General features: G+C 64.4%; 17 protein-coding genes. 11 read left to right on the forward strand and 6 right to left on the reverse strand.

What is annotated here, in order from left to right:
- Positions 1-99: 99 nt before the first annotated feature.
- Genes PCA31118_RS15390 through pcaD form a run of 3 tightly spaced genes read left to right on the forward strand, consistent with a single transcriptional unit; the run spans position 100 to position 2,724 of the window.
- Positions 100-1,476: a 3-carboxy-cis,cis-muconate cycloisomerase gene (locus PCA31118_RS15390; RefSeq protein ID WP_150626021.1), complete on the forward strand. Its 1,377-nt coding sequence runs from the start codon at positions 100-102 to the stop codon at positions 1,474-1,476.
- Positions 1,473-1,919, forward strand: a complete 447-nt coding sequence (gene pcaC, locus PCA31118_RS15395; RefSeq protein WP_150626022.1) for a 4-carboxymuconolactone decarboxylase — start codon at positions 1,473-1,475, stop codon at positions 1,917-1,919. The genes PCA31118_RS15390 and pcaC overlap by 4 nt, the downstream gene beginning before the upstream one ends.
- 13 nt (positions 1,920-1,932) lie before the next feature.
- Positions 1,933-2,724 carry a 3-oxoadipate enol-lactonase gene (gene pcaD, locus PCA31118_RS15400; protein WP_150626023.1) on the forward strand — a complete coding sequence of 264 codons (792 nt, stop codon included), beginning with the start codon at positions 1,933-1,935 and terminating at the stop codon, positions 2,722-2,724.
- A 36-nt stretch (positions 2,725-2,760) separates the two neighbouring features.
- Here pcaD and PCA31118_RS15405 read toward each other — a convergent pair whose 3' ends face one another.
- Positions 2,761-3,732, reverse strand: coding sequence for a helix-turn-helix domain-containing protein (locus PCA31118_RS15405; protein ID WP_174990488.1), 972 nt, complete (start codon positions 3,730-3,732; stop codon positions 2,761-2,763).
- Between the two features lie 301 nt (positions 3,733-4,033).
- On the opposite strand from PCA31118_RS15405, the gene pobA reads away from it, so the two are divergent.
- Both pobA and PCA31118_RS15415 read left to right on the forward strand, forming a co-directional pair.
- On the forward strand, positions 4,034-5,212 hold the full coding sequence (gene pobA, locus PCA31118_RS15410; protein WP_150626025.1) for a 4-hydroxybenzoate 3-monooxygenase: 1,179 nt from the start codon (positions 4,034-4,036) through the stop codon (positions 5,210-5,212).
- 244 nt (positions 5,213-5,456) lie between these two features.
- On the forward strand, positions 5,457-6,836 hold the full coding sequence (locus tag PCA31118_RS15415; protein ID WP_150626026.1) for an MFS transporter: 1,380 nt from the start codon (positions 5,457-5,459) through the stop codon (positions 6,834-6,836).
- Between the two features lie 34 nt (positions 6,837-6,870).
- On the opposite strand, the gene PCA31118_RS15420 is transcribed toward PCA31118_RS15415, so the two are convergent.
- The 3 genes from PCA31118_RS15420 to PCA31118_RS15430 form a co-directional block, all read right to left on the reverse strand.
- Positions 6,871-7,734 carry a DUF72 domain-containing protein gene (locus PCA31118_RS15420; RefSeq protein WP_150626027.1) on the reverse strand — a complete coding sequence of 288 codons (864 nt, stop codon included), beginning with the start codon at positions 7,732-7,734 and terminating at the stop codon, positions 6,871-6,873.
- Between the two features lie 161 nt (positions 7,735-7,895).
- A complete protein-coding gene (locus tag PCA31118_RS15425; protein ID WP_425495364.1) occupies positions 7,896-9,695 on the reverse strand; it encodes a chloride channel protein in 1,800 nt (599 codons plus the stop codon).
- Between the two features lie 13 nt (positions 9,696-9,708).
- Positions 9,709-10,191, reverse strand: a complete 483-nt coding sequence (locus tag PCA31118_RS15430; RefSeq protein WP_246190251.1) for a MarR family winged helix-turn-helix transcriptional regulator — start codon at positions 10,189-10,191, stop codon at positions 9,709-9,711.
- A gap of 249 nt (positions 10,192-10,440) precedes the next feature.
- Between PCA31118_RS15430 and PCA31118_RS15435 the strand changes: the two genes are divergently transcribed.
- Positions 10,441-10,683, forward strand: a complete 243-nt coding sequence (locus PCA31118_RS15435; RefSeq protein ID WP_150626028.1) for a hypothetical protein — start codon at positions 10,441-10,443, stop codon at positions 10,681-10,683.
- Positions 10,684-10,751: 68 nt separating this feature from the next.
- Here the strand turns inward: PCA31118_RS15435 and PCA31118_RS15440 are convergent, their stop codons facing one another.
- Positions 10,752-11,981 (reverse strand): porin, encoded by a 1,230-nt coding sequence (locus tag PCA31118_RS15440; RefSeq protein ID WP_246190252.1) that lies wholly within the window; start codon positions 11,979-11,981, stop codon positions 10,752-10,754.
- A 378-nt stretch (positions 11,982-12,359) separates the two neighbouring features.
- Between PCA31118_RS15440 and PCA31118_RS15445 the strand changes: the two genes are divergently transcribed.
- The 3 genes from PCA31118_RS15445 to PCA31118_RS15455 all read left to right on the forward strand — a co-directional run bounded on the left by PCA31118_RS15445 (position 12,360) and on the right by PCA31118_RS15455 (position 15,702).
- Complete coding sequence (locus tag PCA31118_RS15445; protein ID WP_150626029.1) at positions 12,360-13,313, forward strand: N-formylglutamate amidohydrolase; 954 nt, start codon at positions 12,360-12,362, stop codon at positions 13,311-13,313.
- Positions 13,310-14,104 carry an IclR family transcriptional regulator gene (locus tag PCA31118_RS15450; RefSeq protein ID WP_150626030.1) on the forward strand — a complete coding sequence of 265 codons (795 nt, stop codon included), beginning with the start codon at positions 13,310-13,312 and terminating at the stop codon, positions 14,102-14,104. Before PCA31118_RS15445 ends, PCA31118_RS15450 begins: the two co-directional genes overlap by 4 nt.
- A gap of 104 nt (positions 14,105-14,208) precedes the next feature.
- Positions 14,209-15,702, forward strand: a complete 1,494-nt coding sequence (locus PCA31118_RS15455) for a YfcC family protein (RefSeq protein ID WP_150626031.1) — start codon at positions 14,209-14,211, stop codon at positions 15,700-15,702.
- Between the two features lie 66 nt (positions 15,703-15,768).
- Here the strand turns inward: PCA31118_RS15455 and PCA31118_RS15460 are convergent, their stop codons facing one another.
- On the reverse strand, positions 15,769-17,175 hold the full coding sequence (locus tag PCA31118_RS15460; protein ID WP_150626032.1) for a DEAD/DEAH box helicase: 1,407 nt from the start codon (positions 17,173-17,175) through the stop codon (positions 15,769-15,771).
- Between the two features lie 115 nt (positions 17,176-17,290).
- Here PCA31118_RS15460 and PCA31118_RS15465 point away from each other — a divergent pair, with 115 nt between their 5' ends.
- Positions 17,291-18,511 (forward strand): helix-turn-helix domain-containing protein, encoded by a 1,221-nt coding sequence (locus tag PCA31118_RS15465; RefSeq protein WP_150626033.1) that lies wholly within the window; start codon positions 17,291-17,293, stop codon positions 18,509-18,511.
- A gap of 74 nt (positions 18,512-18,585) precedes the next feature.
- Positions 18,586-19,281, forward strand: a complete 696-nt coding sequence (locus tag PCA31118_RS15470) for a Vgb family protein (RefSeq protein WP_150626034.1) — start codon at positions 18,586-18,588, stop codon at positions 19,279-19,281.
- Positions 19,282-19,423: the final 142 nt, after the last annotated feature.

Raw genomic sequence — 19,423 nt, forward strand, 5'->3', positions numbered from 1 at the left:
AAGGCTGTAACTGGCGCGGCTGCGGGCTGCCGGCATGCGAATGCGGGTGGCCCGTCGCCGTATCTGCATTTTTGCAACGCACCAACCATCGATTCTCCGATGACGGAACTGCTTGACTCCTTGCTGCGCGGCGCTGCCGTGACGGCGCGTTTTTCTCGCGACGCCACGCTCCAGGGCATGCTCGACTTCGAGGTGGCGCTCGCTGCCGCCGAAGCCGAAGCCGGTCTGATCCCCGCTGCCGCCGTCGCCCCGATTACCACTGCCGCACGCGCTGGCGAACTCGACTGGACCGCCCTGCGCGACGACGCCGCCCGTGCGGGTAATCTCGCCATTCCTCTGGTCAAGCAACTTACCGCCCGCGTGAAGACGCTCGATGCCGACGCAGCGCGTTTCGTCCATTGGGGCGCGACGAGTCAGGACGCCATCGATACCGGTCTGATCCTGCAAGTTCGCGGCGCGCTCGACGACCTCGGCGCCGATCTCGACACGCTGATTCGTCGACTTGCCGCGCAAGTCCGCGAGCATCGCGCCACCGTAATGATCGGCCGGACCTGGCTTCAACACGCGCTGCCGATTACGTTCGGCCTGAAACTGGCGGGCACGCTCGACGCCTTGCTGCGCGCGCGCGCCGATCTCGCCAACGTGCGCGAACAGGTGCTGTACGTGCAGTTCGGCGGTGCGGCGGGCACGCTCGCATCGCTCGGCGATAAGGGCCCCACCGTGGCGGCGGCGCTTGCGCGTCGCCTTGGACTCTCGGATGCCGGCACACCGTGGCACGGCCAGCGCGATCGCGTCGTGCGCGTGGGCAGTTGGGCAGCTTCGCTCACCGGTACGCTCGGCAAGTTCGCGCGCGACACGGCATTGCTCACGCAAACGGAAGTGGGCGAAATTGCGGAAGCATCCGGGGCGGGGCGCGGCGGGTCGTCGACCATGCCGCACAAGCGCAATCCGGTCGGCTGCGCGGCGATACTTGCCGCTGCGGCGCGCACGCCGCAACTCGTCGCGACCCTGTTCGGCGCCATGCAACAGGACCACGAGCGCGGGCTGGGCACCTGGCACGCCGAATGGGAGACCTTGCCCGAGCTGCTCATGCTGTGCGGCGGCGCACTCACCACCGCATGCGCGCTGGTGGAGGACTGGACCGTGGACACGGCGCGCATGCGTGCGAACCTCGATGTGACGCACGGCCTCATCATGGCCGAAGCCGTGACGATGGCTCTCGGCGAATCGATGGGCCGTCTGGAGGCACATCGGCGTGTCGAAGCGCATTGCCGCGATGCCATTGCGCAGCATCGCCATCTGCTCGACGTTCTGCGTGAAGACACCGACATCACCCGAGTGCTCGGCGCCGATGCGCTGGCGCGTCTGATGGACCCCCAACACTACCTTGGCGCTGCCGACACGTTCGTGAGCCGTGTGCTCGCGCTCGCCGACACCGCAGTGCCGCCCTCCCCAACTGGCAGGACACCCCAATGAACGATCAGGAACGCTACGACAACGGCATGCAGGTCAGACGCAGCGTGCTCGGCGACGCACACGTCGACCGCACGCTCACGCGCCGCAACGAATTCAACGACGACTTCCAGAACTTCATCACACGTTTCGCGTGGGGCGACATCTGGACCCGCCCGGGGCTTACCCGTCACACGCGCAGCATGATCACGCTGTCGCTGCTGATCGCGCTCAATCGCGGCGACGAATTCCGCATGCACGTGCGAGCGGCGTTCAACAACGGCGTGACGCGTGACGAGATGAAGGAACTGTTCATGCACGCCGCGTTGTACGCCGGTCTGCCGGCCGCCAATCAGGCGATTCACGACGCCGAGAAGGTGTTTGCCGAGATGGAGGCCGCCGATCCCGGCTCGACGACACGCACGCCGGCGGACCGACCGAACCGGCCTGGCGATGCCCAGGATTGAGGAGACGAGACGAATGACCGTAGAACGTCTGATCGACGTGGGCGATGCCCAACTGCGTGTGGCCATCGATGGCGACGACCGCGCGCCGGCGCTCGTGCTGTCGAACTCGCTGGGCACGACGCTCGACATGTGGGCGCCGCAAGTGCCTGCGCTTTCGCGCGAATTCCGTGTGATTCGCTACGACACGCGTGGTCACGGCGGATCGTCCGTGACACCCGGACCATACGTCATCGACCAGCTCGGCCGCGACGTGGTCGCGCTGCTCGATGCGCTCGACGTCGAGCGTGCGAGCCTCGCAGGCGTCTCGATGGGCGGCATGACCGGGATGTGGCTGGGCATTCATGCGCCGCAGCGCCTGAATCGTCTCGCCATCGTCTGCTCGTCGGCGCACATCGGTGCGGAAGATGTGTGGAACGCGCGGATTCGTACCGTGCTCGCCGAGGGCATGGGCGCCGTGACCGACGCGGTGGTGTCGCGCTGGTTCACGCCGGCGTATGCCGAGCGTGAAAGTGCCGGTGTCGAGCGCATGAAGGCAATGTTCCGCTCGCTCGCCCCAGCCGGCTACGCGGCCGCGTGTGCCGCCGTGCGCGATATGAATCAGCTCGACGAGATCGCCGCAATCACCGCGCCGACGCTGGTCATTACGGGATCAGGCGATCTGGCGACGCCGCCCGCCATGTCGACGGCCATCGTCGAGCGTATTGCGGGCGCGAAGCAGGTTATCGTGCCCGGCGCGCACCTGTCGAACATCGAGTGTGCGCCCGCGGTGACCGAAGCGTTGCTGAGTTTCCTGAAGGCGTCCTGACGCGTCAGGGAGCCAGGACGTCAGGACCTCAGGACGTCACGCGTCCACGTCGCTTGCCAACGCGAGGGCGTCGGCCTTCACGGGGTCGTCGCCCAGATGTGCGTGTTGCGCCGTTCGCCGGAAGGCGGACGGTGTGACGCCCACATGCCGTTTGAACACACGGCAAAAGTAGGCCGGGTCCTGAAAACCCAGCTCGTAGGCCACATGGGACACCGGCGCGGGAATGTAAATGAGCTTGCGCCGCGCTTCGAGCATCAGCCGGTCCTGCACGAGATCGAACGCCGATTTTCCCGCGATGCGCCGACACAGACGATTGAGCTTGCTCTCCGTCACATGCAGCCGCTCGGCATAGGCCGGGACAGCCCACGCTTCGGTGTAATGCGTTTCCACCAGCGCACGGAAGCGGGCGAACAGATCCAGTTCGGTGCGGCCCGTGCGCGTGGCCGAATCGTGATGCGCATGCAACCGCGCGAGCAGTAGCAGCACGCTGCGCGTGAGCCAGCCGACCATTTCCGCGTGACCCAGTTGCGGGCGTGAAAACTCGTCCATGATCAGACCGAGCAGCGTGTAGAGCCGGTCGCGGGTTTGCGGTGCGTCGGCCAGCGCAAAGAGCCACGGTTTGCGCAGCAGCGACGTCATGTCGGCGTCGGCCCCGATGGCGGCGTCGAAGGGCACGCTCTGCGCCATGGTGAGCACGAACCCGTGTGCGCCGCGCGAGAAACGGAAGTTGTGCACGGCGGACGGGTGCACCGTGATGACCGCCGGGCCCTCGACTTCCCAGGTCGCGTCGTCGACATTCGCCTCGACCGTTCCTTCGAAAATCGCGAGGACCTGAAAGAGTCCCAGATGGCGATGTGTATCGATATGCCAGTCGTAGAGACGGCTGCGTGTCTCGATCCATTCGATATGGACGAAGTCTGCGCTGTCGGTTTCGGTCAACTCGCCGTACAGCGAGAATTCCGGGATCGTCTCGCGCGCCGCGCGCAGCCGGGATGACGCGCCTGACATACTGGTTTTCCCTTGGTCGAAGTTGTCGAAAAAGTACAAGAAAGTCGTCGATTCATCCATTCAACGCGACGCGCGCGCTCCATAAGATATGACGCATTCGCCCCTCGTGACAAGGCATTAAAAACGCTTCGGACAGGCTCGGTACATGCTCGTTTACGCGCAGTCCTAAACAGGTGCATTGAGCGTGAAGCAACCAAGAAGCAACCAAGAAGTGCAATTCGCCCGATGACCTTGCCCTATGTCACGAGATGTCCGGAACCAGTGTGCCGGACGCGGGCGTCGCCATTACAGGAGACAACTCATGCGTACCCATTACCCCGTCGTCATCGTCGGTGCCGGACCCGCCGGTCTGCTGCTTTCCCATTTGCTGCACCTCAAGGGCATCGAATCTATCGTGCTCGAATCGCGCTCGCGTGAGTCGGTCGAATCGACCATTCGTGCCGGCGTGCTGGAGCAGGGCACCATGGACATCCTCAACGAGACCGGCGTGGGCGAGCGCATGCGTCGCGAAGGCGCAGTCCACCACGGCGTCGAACTCGCGTTCGGCGGCGAGCGTCATCGCATCGCGCTCACGGAGCTCACGGGGCGCTCGATCACCGTCTACGCGCAGCATGAAGTCATCAAGGACCTGATCGCCGCGCGAGAAGCGGCACAGGGCGAGATCCTGTTCGACGTAGCGGACGTTTCCGTGCACGACGTCGACAGCACCCAGCCGAGCGTGCAGTTCACGGTGAACGGTCAGACGCGCCGGCTCACGTGTGATTTCATTGCGGGCTGCGACGGCTTCCATGGCGTGTGCCGCCCGGCGATGCCGGCCTCGGTGCGCAAGGAATACCAGCGCATGTATCCGTTCGGCTGGTTCGGCGTGCTCGTTGAGGCGCCGCCCTCGTCGGACGAGCTGATCTATGCCGCACATGAACGCGGCTTCGCGCTCATCAGCACGCGCTCGCCGACGGTGCAGCGCATGTACTTCCAGTGCGACCCGAGCGAGCGCGCCGAGCAATGGAGCGACGCGCGTATCTGGGAAGAACTGCACACGCGCACGGAAAGCGACGACGGCTGGCGTCTGAAGGAGGGGCCGATCTTCCAGAAGAACGTGGTGGCGATGCGCAGCTTTGTCGCAACGCCGATGCAGTACGGGCGGCTGTTCCTTGCGGGCGACGCGGCGCATATCGTGCCGCCGACCGGCGCCAAGGGCATGAACCTTGCCGTAGCTGACGTGTGGCGTCTGTCGCGCGCGCTCGACGACTTCTTTCATCGCGACAGTGAAACCGCGTTGCAGGGATACTCCGATGCCGCGCTAAAACGGATCTGGCGTGCGGAGCACTTCTCGTACTGGATGACGCGCATGCTGCACCGTCTCGATGACGCCACGCCGTTCGAGCAACAGATGCAACGCGCGGAACTGGAATACGTGGTCAGCTCACGCGCCGCATCGCTGATGCTGGCGGAAAACTACGTCGGCCTGCCGCTCGTCTGAATTCGCTCGGCCTGATTCGGCATTCCAGCGAAGAATGCCCGACGCCGTTAAAGCATGTACGACTGCTAAGACCTCGGATCCCGTCCACCGGTGTGCTATAACGGCCTCCGGTGGCGTCACCCATAACCACGCGTTATGGATGGCCTGACGAAAGATCATTTCGGCGGGCGGGGGAAGGACGTACATTAGCGGCAGAAAAATAATGGAATGAACAACGGGGCCCCCGCCCCGAGGAGACAGCGTCATGAATCATCCGCGCACGGTGGACGTGCCCGCCTACATCAACGCACAGCGGTTTTCCGGCTATCAATGGCTGGTGCTGATTCTGTGTTTCTTCATTGTGGCGATCGACGGCTTCGATACGGCTGCCATCGGCTATATCGCACCCTCGCTCGTGGCGCAGTGGCACATCGACAAGGGCTCGCTCGGCCCGGTGCTCTCCGCAGCGCTCTTCGGTCTGGCGGGCGGCGCGATCTTCGCCGGTCCGATGGCCGACAAGATCGGGCGCAAGACAGTGCTGGTCCTGTCCGTCGTGTTCTTTGGCGTCGCAAGCCTTGCCACTGCGTTCGCACAGGATTTGCAGACGCTCACGGTGCTGCGTTTTCTGACGGGGCTCGGGCTGGGCGCCGCCATGCCCAACGCCGTGACGCTGATCTCGGAGTACGCGCCGCAAGCGCGTCGCGCCGTGATCGTCAATACGATGTTCTGTGGGTTCCCGTTGGGCGCGTCGGTCGGCGGTTTCGTCGCCTCGTGGCTGATCCCGCACTTCGGCTGGCACAGCGTGCTGGTGCTCGGCGGCGTGTTGCCGCTGGCGCTGTCGGTGCTGCTGATCATCTGCTTGCCCGAGTCGGTGAAGTTCCTCGTCGTCAAGCAAAAGCCGCTGGCGCGTGTGCGTCGCATTCTCTCGCGCATCGCGGGCGAATCTTTCGACGGCGTCGACACGTTCACGGTGAACGAGGCCGCGCCGCAACGCACCGGCTCGGCGGTGGGCGTGGTGCTCTCGAAGCAGTACGGTTTCGGTTCGCTGATGCTCTGGGTGACCTATTTCATGGGCCTCGTGATCTTCTATTTGCTCACGAGCTGGATGCCGATCCTGTTCAAGGATGCCGGCTTTACCATCGAACGCGCGGCCCTGATTACGGCGCTGTTCCCGCTTGGCGGCGGCATCGGCACGATTCTCTCGGGCTGGCTGATGGACAAGTTCAATGCGCAGAAGGTGGTGGCGCTGGGCTACGCGCTCACTGCGGTGCTCGTGTATGCCGTGGGGCAGGCGATCGGCAACATCGGCATGCTCGTCACGCTGATCTTCCTCGCGGGTACGGCGATGAACGGTGCGCAGTCGTCGATGCCCTCGCTTGCCGCCATGTTCTACCCGACCCAGGGGCGTGCGACGGGGGTGGCATGGATGCTCGGGATCGGCCGTTTCGGCGGGATCGCCGGGGCACTGCTGGGCGCGGAGCTCGTGCGCCGTCATCTGGGCTTTTCCGCGACGTTCTCGCTGCTGGCGATTCCGGCCGTGATTGCGACGCTCGCGTTGCTCGCCAAAAATGCGTGGGAGCGCGCCCGTGGTGACCTTCCGGCACAGAACGCTGCCGACGCGCGCAATTCCGCTGCGCTGCATTGAGTTGAGGCGGCTTGTCAGCGCTTGTCAACGCCTTTCAGCGCGCTTCGGTGCCTTTTAGCGCCTCGATCATCGCCATTGCCGCAGCCGGATTACTTTCCTTGAAGCCGCTGATGACATAAAGGAAGACGTCGCGTTGTTTCGCTTTGGGCGGCGCTTTGGCGAGCGTGTCGAGATCCTCGGGGATGCCGCCCTCGGCGAAAACGCGCGCGCGTGCAAGCCATTGCGCCATCGCCTTGGGGGCGTACCCTTGCTTGTAGCGCGCCTGCGTGCCCATCAGGCGCGCATAGACGAACGGCGCGGTGACGTCGGCAATACAGGGGAACTTGGCGTCCCCCGCCAGCACGATCGCCGCCTTGTACTTGCGTGCCAGCGCGATGAATTCGGGCACCGCAAAACTCTCATGACGGACTTCGAGCGCATGGCGAATCGTCTGTCCGCCCGCCGTGGTCGGCAGCAGGCTCAGGAAATGCTCGAAATCCTCTGCGTCGAACGCCTTCGTCGGAGCGAACTGCCAGTTCACCGGGCCGAGCTTCTTTCCCAGTTCCAGCACCCCGCTATCGAAGAAGCGCGCAATGGACTCGCCTGCTTCCCCAAGCACACGTCGATGCGTGGCGTAGCGTGATGCCTTTACCGAAAACACGAAGTCGTCGGGCGTTTGCGCGAACCAGCTGCGGAAGGTCTCGGGTTTCTGCGAACCGTAGAACGTGCTGTTGATTTCGATGGAGGTGAGGTGCTGGCTGGCGTATTCGAGTTCGCGGCGCTTGGGCCACTTCTCGGGATAGAAGGTGCCTTGCCAGGGCGCAAAATTCCAGCCGCCAACGCCGATGCGAATGTGCTTGTCGGGCATGGCCGTTGCGGTGGCTGGGCTGGGTGCCTTGCGGGATCGGGTCGTCGCCATCGGGAAGCCGCGCACGCATCGGTGCGCATTCGGTGGGATGAAGTCCCCGATGGTGAATCAAGGGTGCGGCGCGCGTCAATGGGAGGCACGCCACATACGTCCGGCAGGCGACGCCGACGCCGACGCCGACGCCGTTCGTCGACCGTCTTGTCGACGTATGCTCAGCGACGCCTGCGTCCGATGTGCAGCATGCGCTCGCGCACTTCTTCTTCGGCGCGCCAGTGCTCGGCGGGCTTCACGAGATCGCTGCGGCTGATGATGCCGACGAGCCTGCGTGACACGGCATCGCTCACCACGGGCAGACGTTCCAGATGATGGGCGGCGAGACGGGCCGACACGATGCGTGCCGTCTCGGACGGCAAGGCGACGAGCGGCGGGTTGACGCCATACAACTCGCCGAGCGTGCGCAGGCCTCGCACCTTCGCTTGCGTCAGTGCCTGACGGTCCACCATGCCGAGCACCGCACGCGAGGCGTCCACCACCGGATAGGCGCGATGCCGCTGTGCGGGACCGAAGGCCTTTTGCGCCGCGTCGTCGATCGGGAGATTCGCATCGAGCGCTTCCGGCTCGCGGGTCATCAGCTCGCCGACGTGCAGTCGTTCGAGCGGGTCGACACCATACTCGCGATGAATGTGGCGTCCGCGTCGCGCGATCTTCTCCGTCATGATCGAGCGCGGCATTATCCAGATCGTGACGCCGTACGACACGCCACATGTCAGCAATAGCGGCAGCAGTGCATTCACGTCGTGCGTGAGACCCAGCGCGAAGACGATGGCCGTGAGCGGCGCACCGAGTACGCCGGCGAGCGTGGCGGCCATGCACACGAGCGCCCACAGCGTGATGTCGCCGCCGGGGAGCACCGGGGCGAGCAATGTGCCGAGCCCGGCGCCGATCATGAGCAGCGGGGCGAGCACGCCGCCCGACGTGCACGAGCCCAGCGCGATCGCCCAGATGAGCGCCTTGACGAGCAGTAGCGCGAGCGCGGCGTGCAGCGTGAAATGACCCGCGAGCAGGTCCGCGATCACGTCGTAGCCGACGCCCAGCGCCCGTGGTTCGAAATAACCGCCGATGCCCACGGCGAGACCGCCGATGGCCGGCCACCACATCCAGTGCACGGGCAGCTTGTGAAAGGCGTCTTCGATGGCATACAGTGCGCGCGACATGCCAGCCGAGAGCAGACCGGCGCATACACCGGCGATCAGGCAGGAGAGCACCGCGATCGGTGCGACAGCAGGCGTTGCCATCGGGAACAGGGGCCCGGCGTCGAGCAGCAGCGGGCGCGCGAAACCCGCCACCGCGCAGGCCACGATCACGGGCAGCAGGCTGCGTGGGCGCCATTCGAAGAGCAGCAGTTCGACCGCGAGCAGCACGGCGGCGACCGGCGTGCCGAACACGGCTGTCATGCCCGCAGTGGCACCCGCTACGAGCAAGGTCTTGCGCTCGGCTGCACTGAGATGGAAGTGCTGCGCGATGAGCGAGCCGATGGCGCCGCCCGTCATGATGATCGGTCCTTCCGCGCCGAACGGTCCTCCGCTGCCGATCACAATGCCGGACGAGAGCGGTTTGAGCACGGCCACGCGCGGCGACATCCGGCTCTTGCCGAAGAGTATGGCTTCGATGGCTTCGGGAATACCGTGACCCCGGATCTTGTCGCTGCCGAAACGCGCCATCGCGCCGACGATCAGCCCGCCAATCACGGGTAGCGCGATGACCGCAACGCCGAGGGTGTGATGTGCCGGTGAGCGTGGCGCGAACGAGAGCGTCTGGTAGAAAAACAGGTTGGTGAAGCCCTGGATGAGGTTGAGCAGCAGCCATGCAGCGGGAACGCCGCACAACCCGATGACGGCGGCCAGCGCGATGACCCGCGGGAGTCCCGGCGAGCGCGCGAAATCGCGTGCGTGCTCGGGTAATGTCATGGGCGTATGCGCATGTGCATGTGTGTCGTGGGAAGCGGTTGCCATGACGGTGTCGGCGTTACAGATGAACGCCACGAATGTGGAAGATGTCGGCGAACGTACTCAGTTCGTTGCGATGCTGGGCGGCGAGGTTCGCCAGGCACGCCTCGCCGGCCGGCGACAGGTGGATTTCCACCACGCGCCGGTCGCTCTCGTTCTGACGTCGGGTCACGAGCCCGGCCTTCTCGCAGCGGGCGACGAGCGCCACCACGCTGTGATGCACGGCCTGAAGCCGCTCCGCCAATTCGCTGATGGACGCCCATTCCCGTCCCGGAATACCCTTGACGTGCAGCAGCAACAGATATTGTTGCGGCGTGATTCCCCCTTCGCGCGCGGCCGTCTCACTGAAGTTGAGAAAGCGGCGCAGGCGGTAGCGGAATTCCGACAGCGCTTCGAAATCGCGCTTCGTCAGCGCATCGGCAGTGAGCGGCGCAGTCGGCGTGTCCCGTGTATCCGGGAGGGGCGGGAGGGGCGAGGTATCCGGCGGTGTCGATGCAGTCATAAGTCGGCAGCTTTGGATATGGGAAAGGTCCGAAAGCGAAAAAATATATCACATAGCGATATATTCGGTCGTCTAAGGGATAGCCGGGGTGCCAAATTCGGGGGCTCGCGTGCAGAATCGCGAAAAAACGAGACTCAGCAGTGACGGGAAACTCGATGCCCGCCAGGACGTAGCCGTACCGCAGTGCTGTTTGCTGTGAACCGGTGACAGTTGCGTTCCGCGCGGGCCGACCTCTGACAGGGAGGAGACATGGCTTCCACGGTCCGACGCCGCTGGCGTACGGGAACGTTGTTGTTGCTGTCGGTGGCACTCGGCTCGACCGTTGCCGCCTATCACTACGCCACCGGCTTCGAGATCGGGGGCGGTGTCTTTGAGCAGATCGGCTTCGGACGTCAGCACACGTCGTCGGGCCAGGCCGCGCGCGCACGAGGCGCGCCGTCTCGCTGCCCCGGTGCAGATTGCCGGGACGATGGCGAATCCCCCACGCGCTGAGCGCAGGCCGCACGCCGTTGCAGCGTGCGGTTGCTCAGTCATCCAAAACGTTCGCCTGTGGGGCGTCGTCAGAAGGTGTGACGCATGCCGATCGTCAGCGCGTTCTGGGTCGCGTCGCGTCCCGGCGCACCGCCGGTGATGCCAGGGTTATACATGTCCCACGCGCGCAGGTTCGCGAAGTACGAATAGATGTCCGTGCGCTTGGACAGGAAGTAATCGAGTCCCACGTTGAATTGCAGCAGACGCCCTGTCGCGGGCGCGCCGACGAACGAGTATCGGGAGTGAAGCACGGCGCCGATCAACTCCAGGTTTGGCAGCACCCAATAGTTCACACCCACGTCGAAGACGTTCGTCGCGTTATTGTTCGAACCTGCCGCCGCGAAGGCGCCACTGCTCGCGGCGCTGGTAAACGTGGTGGCGAGCGGGGCCGCCGTACCGCCAAAGCGCGCGAGCGGTTGCAGCGTGCGCGACCACGAGGCGTACACGCGTGCCTTCTCCCATTTGTAGCTGGTGCCGACCATCCACGTACGGATGCATACGTCGCCGCCATGCCCGAACGCCGGGTCGCACCCGGCGCCCGATGCCGCCCCGACGTCGCTCGACGTATTGGTCGCCGCCGTGCCGGTGCCAAGACGTGACTGCCAGTAACCGAATCCGATACCGAAGCCGCCGTACTTGTAGTTCGAGCCGAAGCCTAGCGACTGGCCGGTCGCCATCGACCCGGCGGTGCCGCCGAAGCCGTAGGTGACATTCGCCGTCAGCCCGCGAAAGTCCGGCGAATCGTAGCGGATCGAGTTGTTGGCGCGATTGCCGCCGACCCGGTCGAGGTTGTTGTCGTGCACGCCGTTGATGAAAACGCCGAAGTTGTACACGCTGGAGTACCACGTGGCGATCTCGTCGATGTAATCCTTGCGTCGGCCGATCTGCACCGTGCCGTACGGGCTGGAGAGGCCGACGACCGAGGTGCGGCCCAGCGGCAGGTTGCCCTGACCCGACGTGCCGTTGGCCACCGAGAAGCCGCCTTCGAGAATGAAGAGTGCCTTGACCCCATTCCCGAGATCTTCCGTCCCCTTCATGCCCCAGCGCGATTGCTGAAGATCCCCGCTGTCGACGCTGAAACGGCTGCCTGTGGCGGTGCCGGTGGGGCCGGCGACTTTGCTGACATACGTCAGACCGCTGTCGATCAGCCCGTAAAGCGTGACATTCGATTGTGCGTACGACGGCGCGCTAAGCCCCATGCATGCCAACCCTGTCCCTACGACGGCCATGCGCGCGATTGGCCAAGCCTTGTGCTTCATATCCCCCCTCCGGGTGTGTGAAATATTCTCTGGCATCAATGTTTTAATGATTAAAACAATGTTTTGAAAATTATCGACTTCGCGATTCCAAACCGTCAACTGTCGAGAAAAAATTCGAGGATGCCGGTGTCTGCGGGAGCGGGGACTTCAGTGTTTCAATCACTAAGACATGCCTGTTTCGCCTTTATTTCTCGGGCGAGGAGCGCGGGGCATGGGCGTTGACTTGCCTCCGCGACGGATTGAGCGCTTGACCCGCGTTATTTTTTAAGGCTTAATTTTCAAAACGTTGTTTTAATAAATAAAACATCGAATGCTGCGCACTTTTACGAGCAGCGAATTTGGCCCCTGGCGGGGCGCGAGAACGCGGAAAAAAATTTGATGGTGACGCGAGAAAACAACACAGCTCCGGCGGCGGATGCCGGTGATGGGCATTGCACCGGCCGCAGTGAGGCCGGCGCTGGCGCGGGTGACACCGGTGGCGCATATCGCGTCACACGCCCGGTCGCTCCCGCCTTGCCCATCGTGTTCGATTCGCCGCACAGCGGTGTTCGCATGCCGGACGACTTCGTGACGACGGCGCCGCGCGACGCGTTGCTCACAGGGTGGGACGCTTTCGTCGACGAACTGTGGGCGTGTGTCCCGCGTCATGGCGGCACCCTCATCGCCGCCGATTTTCCGCGCATGTATATCGACGCGAACCGTGCCGTCACGGATATCGACGCCCAGATGCTCGACGGCGCATGGCCGGGTCCGATCGCCCCGGAGAAGTATTCCGCGCGGGGCATGGGCCTGTTGCGCCGCTATGCGCTGCCCGGCGTGCCTTTGTACGACCGGAAGCTGACGGTCGCGGAAGTTCGGCATCGCATCGATGCCTACTATCTCCCCTATCGTCAGGCGCTGGCGGACGTGGCCGAACAAGCGTACGCACGCCATGGGGCGGTGTGGCACGTCGATTGTCATTCGATGAAATCGCGCGGTAATGCCATGAACGTGGACGAAGGCGCAGCACGGCCGGACATGGTCGTGAGCGATCGGCAGGGAACGACGGCAGATCCGGTTTTCACGCAGTGGGTCGCCGATACCCTGCGCGATCTCGGCTATCGGGTGCAGGTCAACACGCCGTATCAGGGCGGGGACCTGCTCACGGCCGTGAGCGATCCGGCGCGTCGGCGCTCGAGCGTGCAGATCGAGATCAATCGCGCGCTGTACATGGACGAGGCACGTTTTGCGAAGCACGCGGGATTTGATACGCTCGGGCGCAATCTGGAAACGTTCACGGCTGCGCTGGCCCGCTGGGTTCGCGCGCAGCCAGGCCTGAAGGAAACCTCATGAACTACATCGTCGATTCCGTCGACAGCGCCCTGAAACTGCTCTCGCTCGTGGCGGAGCATCCCGGACTTGGCGTGACCGAGTTGTCCAATCGTCTGGGCATCAACAAGTCGCGCACGTACCGCATGCTCTGCACGCTGGAGCACAACCGTTTCGTACTGCAGGACGTGCGCACCACGACCTATTCGCTCGGACCGCAGGCGTTCGTCATTGGCGTGGCGGCCTCGCAGCAGAATGTGCTCGTGCAAGTTGGGCAAAAGCACATGCTCGCGCTCAATCAGGCGATCAACGAGACCGTGGTGCTGCGCGTGCGGGAAGCACTGGAGACGGTGTGTGTCGCCCGCTGCGAGACCACGCATCAGGTGCGCTCGGTCGGCTCGGTCGGCAATCGGCGCCCGTTGAGTTCGGGCGCTTCGGGAAAATTGTTGCTCGCTTTCGCACAAGACACGGTACGCAAGGAGTTTTTCGCCCGGATGAAGCACGTGTCCGGCGCGACCGAGCCGATGGCGTTTGCTGACGAACTCGCCTCGGTGGCGCGCAAGGGCTATGCCATGAGTGCGGGGGAAGTCACGAGCGGCGCAGTGGCCATTGCGGTGCCGGTGCGCGACGTATCGGGCGAGGTCGTGGCGGCGCTGTCCATTTCGGGGCCCGAGGCGCGCATCAGTCGTGTCGAAATTCCCGATTACCTGGAGCGCCTCCAGGCCTGTAGCCGTCAAATTTCGGCGGAACTGGGCTACACCGGCAGTTCGGCCGCAAACGCGCCGGTCGTGGCGTCGGCAAATACGGTGGCGTAACACATCGGCATTCGCATTGCCACGCGTCAGGCTTGGGCCGAGGCGCGTGTGGCGTGGTGCTACGTCATTTCAACAACACAAGAGAGACAAACGGCAGGACTGACATGACAGCACTCGCGCCGACGCCCGTCGACGGGCATTCGCATTCCCTGACGCCACATGCCGAGACGACGGCCCCGCCTTCCGAGCCCGCCGAAAAGCCGCACGGCAAGATGTTGCATCCCGTCGTGATGATGATGTGGGTGTTGATCCTGGCGGTGGCGATGACATGGTGGGTCGATGCCGGGCGCTTCGAGCGCGAGGGAAAACTCGTCGTGCCGGGCACGTATCAGGTTGTGCCGAAGACGCACGACATCGGCATGCTCGTCGCACCCAAGGCAACGCACAGCACGCCCGAACAGGCGCAGCCGGCCAATGTCGTGGCCGCGTTCCTGTCGGTGCCGCAGGGGCTGGTGAAGAACGCGCCGCTCATCTTCATGGTGATGTTCGTTGGCGGCATGTTCGGGGTGATGCGCAAGACGGGCGCCATCGATGCGGGCATCGACCGGCTGTTGCAATTGACCTCCGGCAACATGTACGTGCTTGCGCCGCTGCTGATGGTACTGATCGCGCTGGGCAGCACGTTGCTCGGGTTCATCTCCGAGTATCTGGTGGTGATTCCGATGGTGATGGTGCTCACGCGCCGCCTGGGATTGTCGAATCTCTTCGCCGTCGCGTTGGTCGCCATTGCCGCCAAGATCGGTTACATCGCGTCGGTGACGAACCCGCTTGCGTTGGCCGTGGCGCAGCCGCTCGTGGGCTTGCCGCTGTTCTCTGGGATCGGCTTGCGCATTGCCGTGTTCGTGGTCTTCCTCACGCTGGGCATCGCGTATTTTCTGTGGCACGTGTATCGCAGTGAGTACCGTCTGAGCACGGCGCGCTCGCAGATGGCGGCGGTGGCGCATCTGCATGCGCGGCTTTCGGGGCGTCACAAGGCAACGCTGCTGGTGCTCGCCGTTGCCGCCGCGATGCTGGTGTACGGCACCCGCGAGCTGAAGTGGGGCAATCTGGAGTTGTCGGCGTTTTACGTGTTGACGAGTCTCGTGACGGCGGTCGTCGGGCGACTGGACTCGCGTACGGCGGCAGACGCCTTTGTCGAGGGGCTCAAGGGCATGATGCTTGCCGGGTTGCTCATCGGGCTGGCGGCATCCGTCGAGATCATTCTGCATGGCAGTTATGTGCTCGACACGCTGATCAACGATTTCACTCGCGTCGTGCGGGGGCAGTCGGCCGTAGCGGTCGCGAATGGATTGATGGGGGTGCAGATGGCGCTCGACGTCTTCATCCCCTCGGTCTCGGGCAAAGCGGCGGTGAGCATGCCGATCATCGGACCGATTGCCCAACTCTCGGGCGTGAATCCCCAAACGTCGGTGCTGGCCTTCCTGCTGGGCGGCGGTCTGACGAACATGATCACGCCGACGTCCGGCATGTTGCTCGCGTACCTCGCAACCGCGCGCGTGGGCTTCGGCCAATGGCTGAAGTTCATTCTGCCGCTATTCGCCGTACTGTTGCTGCTCTCAGGCGGTGTGCTGGCCTTCGCAGTGCTAAGCGGTTACTGAGTGCAAGGCTGAGCGCGAAGCAGATTCCGGCAAACATCCGATTCCTGTGCGCGAGCGGCGCCAGGGTTATCGTTTGCCGCGCCCACCGGACGGCTTCTTCGTCATCTGCAGGGTCGCGGCAACGCCTTTGCCGGGAGCCTTCGACCCGCCGAACAAACCGCCACGGGATGCCTTCGCGTCCGTCTTCGCGTGCTTGTGTCGCTTGCCATTATCGGACGGGGGCGGCTTCTTCGAGGGCGCGGGTGCAGTGCCCGGGGCCCCGAGGGTTACCTTGGGTTTCTTCGGCTTCTTCGGTTTCTTGATGATCTGCCCTGCCGCGTTCGTCTCCGGCACGCGGTGCTCGGCTTCGAAGCCGGGTTCTTCCTCGCGCGGCAGCGTTTGCCGGATCAGTGCTTCGATCGCGGCCAGTTGCGGCGCTTCGTCGGCACAGACGAGGGAGACCGCCACGCCGCTCGCGCCCGCGCGACCGGTGCGGCCGATGCGGTGCACGTAATCCTGCGCTACGATGGGCAAATCGACGTTGATGACGAGCGGCAGATCGTCGATGTCCAGCCCGCGTGCCGCCACGTCGGTGGCGACGAGCATTTGCACTTCCCCCGCCTTGAATCGCTCCAGCGCCCGCAGGCGTGCCGGTTGCGGCTTGTCGCCGTGAATCGTGTCGATCGCGTAACCCGCTTCATCGAGCAGCGATGCAAGGTATTCCACGCCGTTGCGCGTCTTGACGAACACCAATGCGTGCGTCCACCGGTTCTGCGCCACCAGATGCATGAACAGGTCGGGCTTGTTGCGCTTGTCGACCGGGATCACCCACTGTTTGATCTTGCTTGCCGTTGCGTTGGGCGCGCTAACGCTGACGTCGACCGGATCGCGCAGGAGGTTCGCGGCCATGGCGCGAATCTCGTCGCTGAACGTCGCCGAGAACAACAGCGTCTGGCGCTGCGTCGGCAATGCTGCAAACACCGCATTGAGTTCGCGCGCGAAACCCAGATCCAGCATGCGGTCGGCCTCGTCGAGCACCAGCGTGCCCACCTGATCGAACTGCACCGCGTTCTGACGATGCAGATCCAGCAAACGGCCCGGCGTGGCGACGAGCACGTCAACGCCCTTGCGCAGCTTCATCATTTGCGGATTGATGCTCACGCCGCCGTAAGCGGCCAGACATCGCAGATCGAGTCCTTTGCCGTAATCGACGAAGCTTTGCAGCACTTGCTCTGCCAGTTCGCGCGTGGGCACCAGTACCAGCACGCGTGCCCGGTTGCTCGAGACCGCCGGGCCGTGCTGCACGAGTCGCTGCAAGATCGGCAGCGCAAAGCCCGCTGTCTTGCCGGTGCCGGTCTGCGCCGCAGCCATGACATCGCGACCCGCGAGCACGACAGGAATTGCCTTGGCCTGCACCGGCGTGGGTGTCTCGTAATTGAGCGCCTGCACGTTACGCAGTAACGGCGCGATCAGGCCAAGCGAAGCAAATGACATGGACGTATTCCTGAATTCCCGGCGAAAACCGTAATTCTACTAGGGGGTGCTGCGCAATTCGTGACGATTCGTGCCGAGAGCGGAGAGGAGGCGCGCCGCACGGTACTATCCGCCGATGGACTCTCTCATTGCCGCTTCGGCCCGCGCGCTGGCGTCGGGCGATCCGCTGGGCGCGTTGCGTCTGGTGGCGCTTCGCGAAGACCCGTCGGCGCTTGCGCTGCGCGGCATCGCGATGGCGCAGCTTGGCGATTTTGCACGTGCAAGAGACTTGCTCCGACGTGCCGCACGCCGCTTCGGGACGCAGGAAGCCATGGCGCGCGCGCGGTGCGTCGTGGCGGACGCCGAAGTCGCGCTGGCCATGCGCGATCTGCGCGGCACCACGCGCGCGCTGCAATCGGCCGCAACACTGCTCGCATTGCACGCCGACCTGCCCAATGCGATGCTCGCGCGCCTCATCGTTGCGCGACGGCTGCTGCTGTTGGGCAAGCTCGATGCCGCGGCGCAAGCGCTTCACGAGGCGTCGGTGCCGGGCGCCCCGGCACGCCTGGCTGCCGTCCATGCACTGATCGCCACGGAGATCGCATTGCGTACCCTGCGTATCGCAGACGCGCGAAATGCCCTTGCGCAGGCACGAAGCGCGGCGAGTACCGCGCGCGTGCCTGCGCTCACCGCCGAAATCGAGCGCATGGCCGATGCCCTGATGCGTCCCGCAGCGAGATGTTTGCAGCGCGATGCACAACACGCGCTGAATCTGGACGAGGCGGCGGCGCTGCTGCATTCGGGCACGCTCGTCATCGACGCCTGCCGTCGCGGCGTCGGGATTGGCAATGTCTGGCGCCCGCTCGTCACACGACCTGTGTTGTTCACGCTTGCCTTGCAGCTCGCCCGGGCATGGCCGGGCGACGTGGATCGCGAGACGCTGATTGCCGAGGCTTTCCGGCTGCGCCGTCCGGATGACACCCATCGCGCGCGTCTGCGCGTAGAAATCGGACGCCTGCGCACAGTTCTCAAAGGCATCGCCGAAATCGACGCCACCGCGCGAGGCTTCGCGCTAAGGCCGACAGAGGCAGCAGACGTTGCCGTGCTGCTGCCGCCGATCGATGGTGATCGCGCCTCGCTTGTCGCCTTGCTCGCCGACGGCACGGCATGGTCGACCTCGGCACTGGCGCTGGCCCTGGGCGTGAGCCAGCGAACCGTTCAGCGCGCCCTCGGCGATCTGCAAACGCAGGGGCGTGTGCGTGCCGTCGGCCTCGCGCGTGCGCGCCGCTGGATGGCGCCGCCGCTCACCGAATTCACGACGATATTGTTACTCCCGGCCGGATGGGCGTTTGGCTAGAGTGAGCTTGCACGCCGAGCCGGCGTCGCGACAAACGACAGCACCCTTAACAGCACAGCAGACAGGAGTCCATTATGACGAGCAAACCGGCGAGCACACCGACGAACAAACCGCAAGGCAGCACTCGCACCCCAAGCGTCAGTGCCGCCGACATCACCGGCGAGTACGGACCCTTTGCGGGTTTCGAACGCATTCATGGCGTGACCTTCGATGGCAAACAGGTCTGGGCCGCGACCGGCGAAACGCTGGTCGCCTTCGATCCCGCCAACGGCGAAGTCGCTCACACCATCGAGGCGTCGAGCGACGCGGGTACCGCCTTCGATGGCAAACATCTCTATCAGATCGCCGAGTCGCGCATCGACAAGATCGACCCTTCGACAGGGCGCGTGCTGCATTCGATTCCCGCACCGGCGGAGCGCGGCAGCAACTCGGGACTCACATGGGCCGAGGGCAGCCTCTGGGTCGGGCAATACCGTAATCGTCGCATCCTGCAGGTCGATCCGGCCGACGGTCGCGTGCTGCGCATCATCGAGTCCGATCGCTTCGTCACGGGCGTGACCTGGGCGAACGATGAACTTTGGCATGGCACGTGGGAAAACGACGAGAGCGAACTTCGTCGGGTCGACGCCGTGAGCGGGGAAGTCCTGGTGCGGGTGCAAATGCCGGACGGCGTCGTGGTCAGTGGTCTCGAGTTCGACGGCAAGAACACCTTCTATTGTGGCGGCGCCGCCAGCGGCAAGGTCCGCGCCGTGAGCTATCCCAAGGGCTGACCTCCCCGAGAGCCCCGTAGCGCCTTGTCCTTCAAGGGGCGTCGGCATCGCGCGACACCCCTCGCTCGCCAGACTATCGCCGCCGATAGTCTGGCTTAATCGCATAGATTTCAATAATCAATTTCTTGTTATCGATAGCATT

Source organism: Pandoraea captiosa (assembly GCF_902459775.1).
GTDB lineage: Bacteria > Pseudomonadota > Gammaproteobacteria > Burkholderiales > Burkholderiaceae > Pandoraea > Pandoraea captiosa.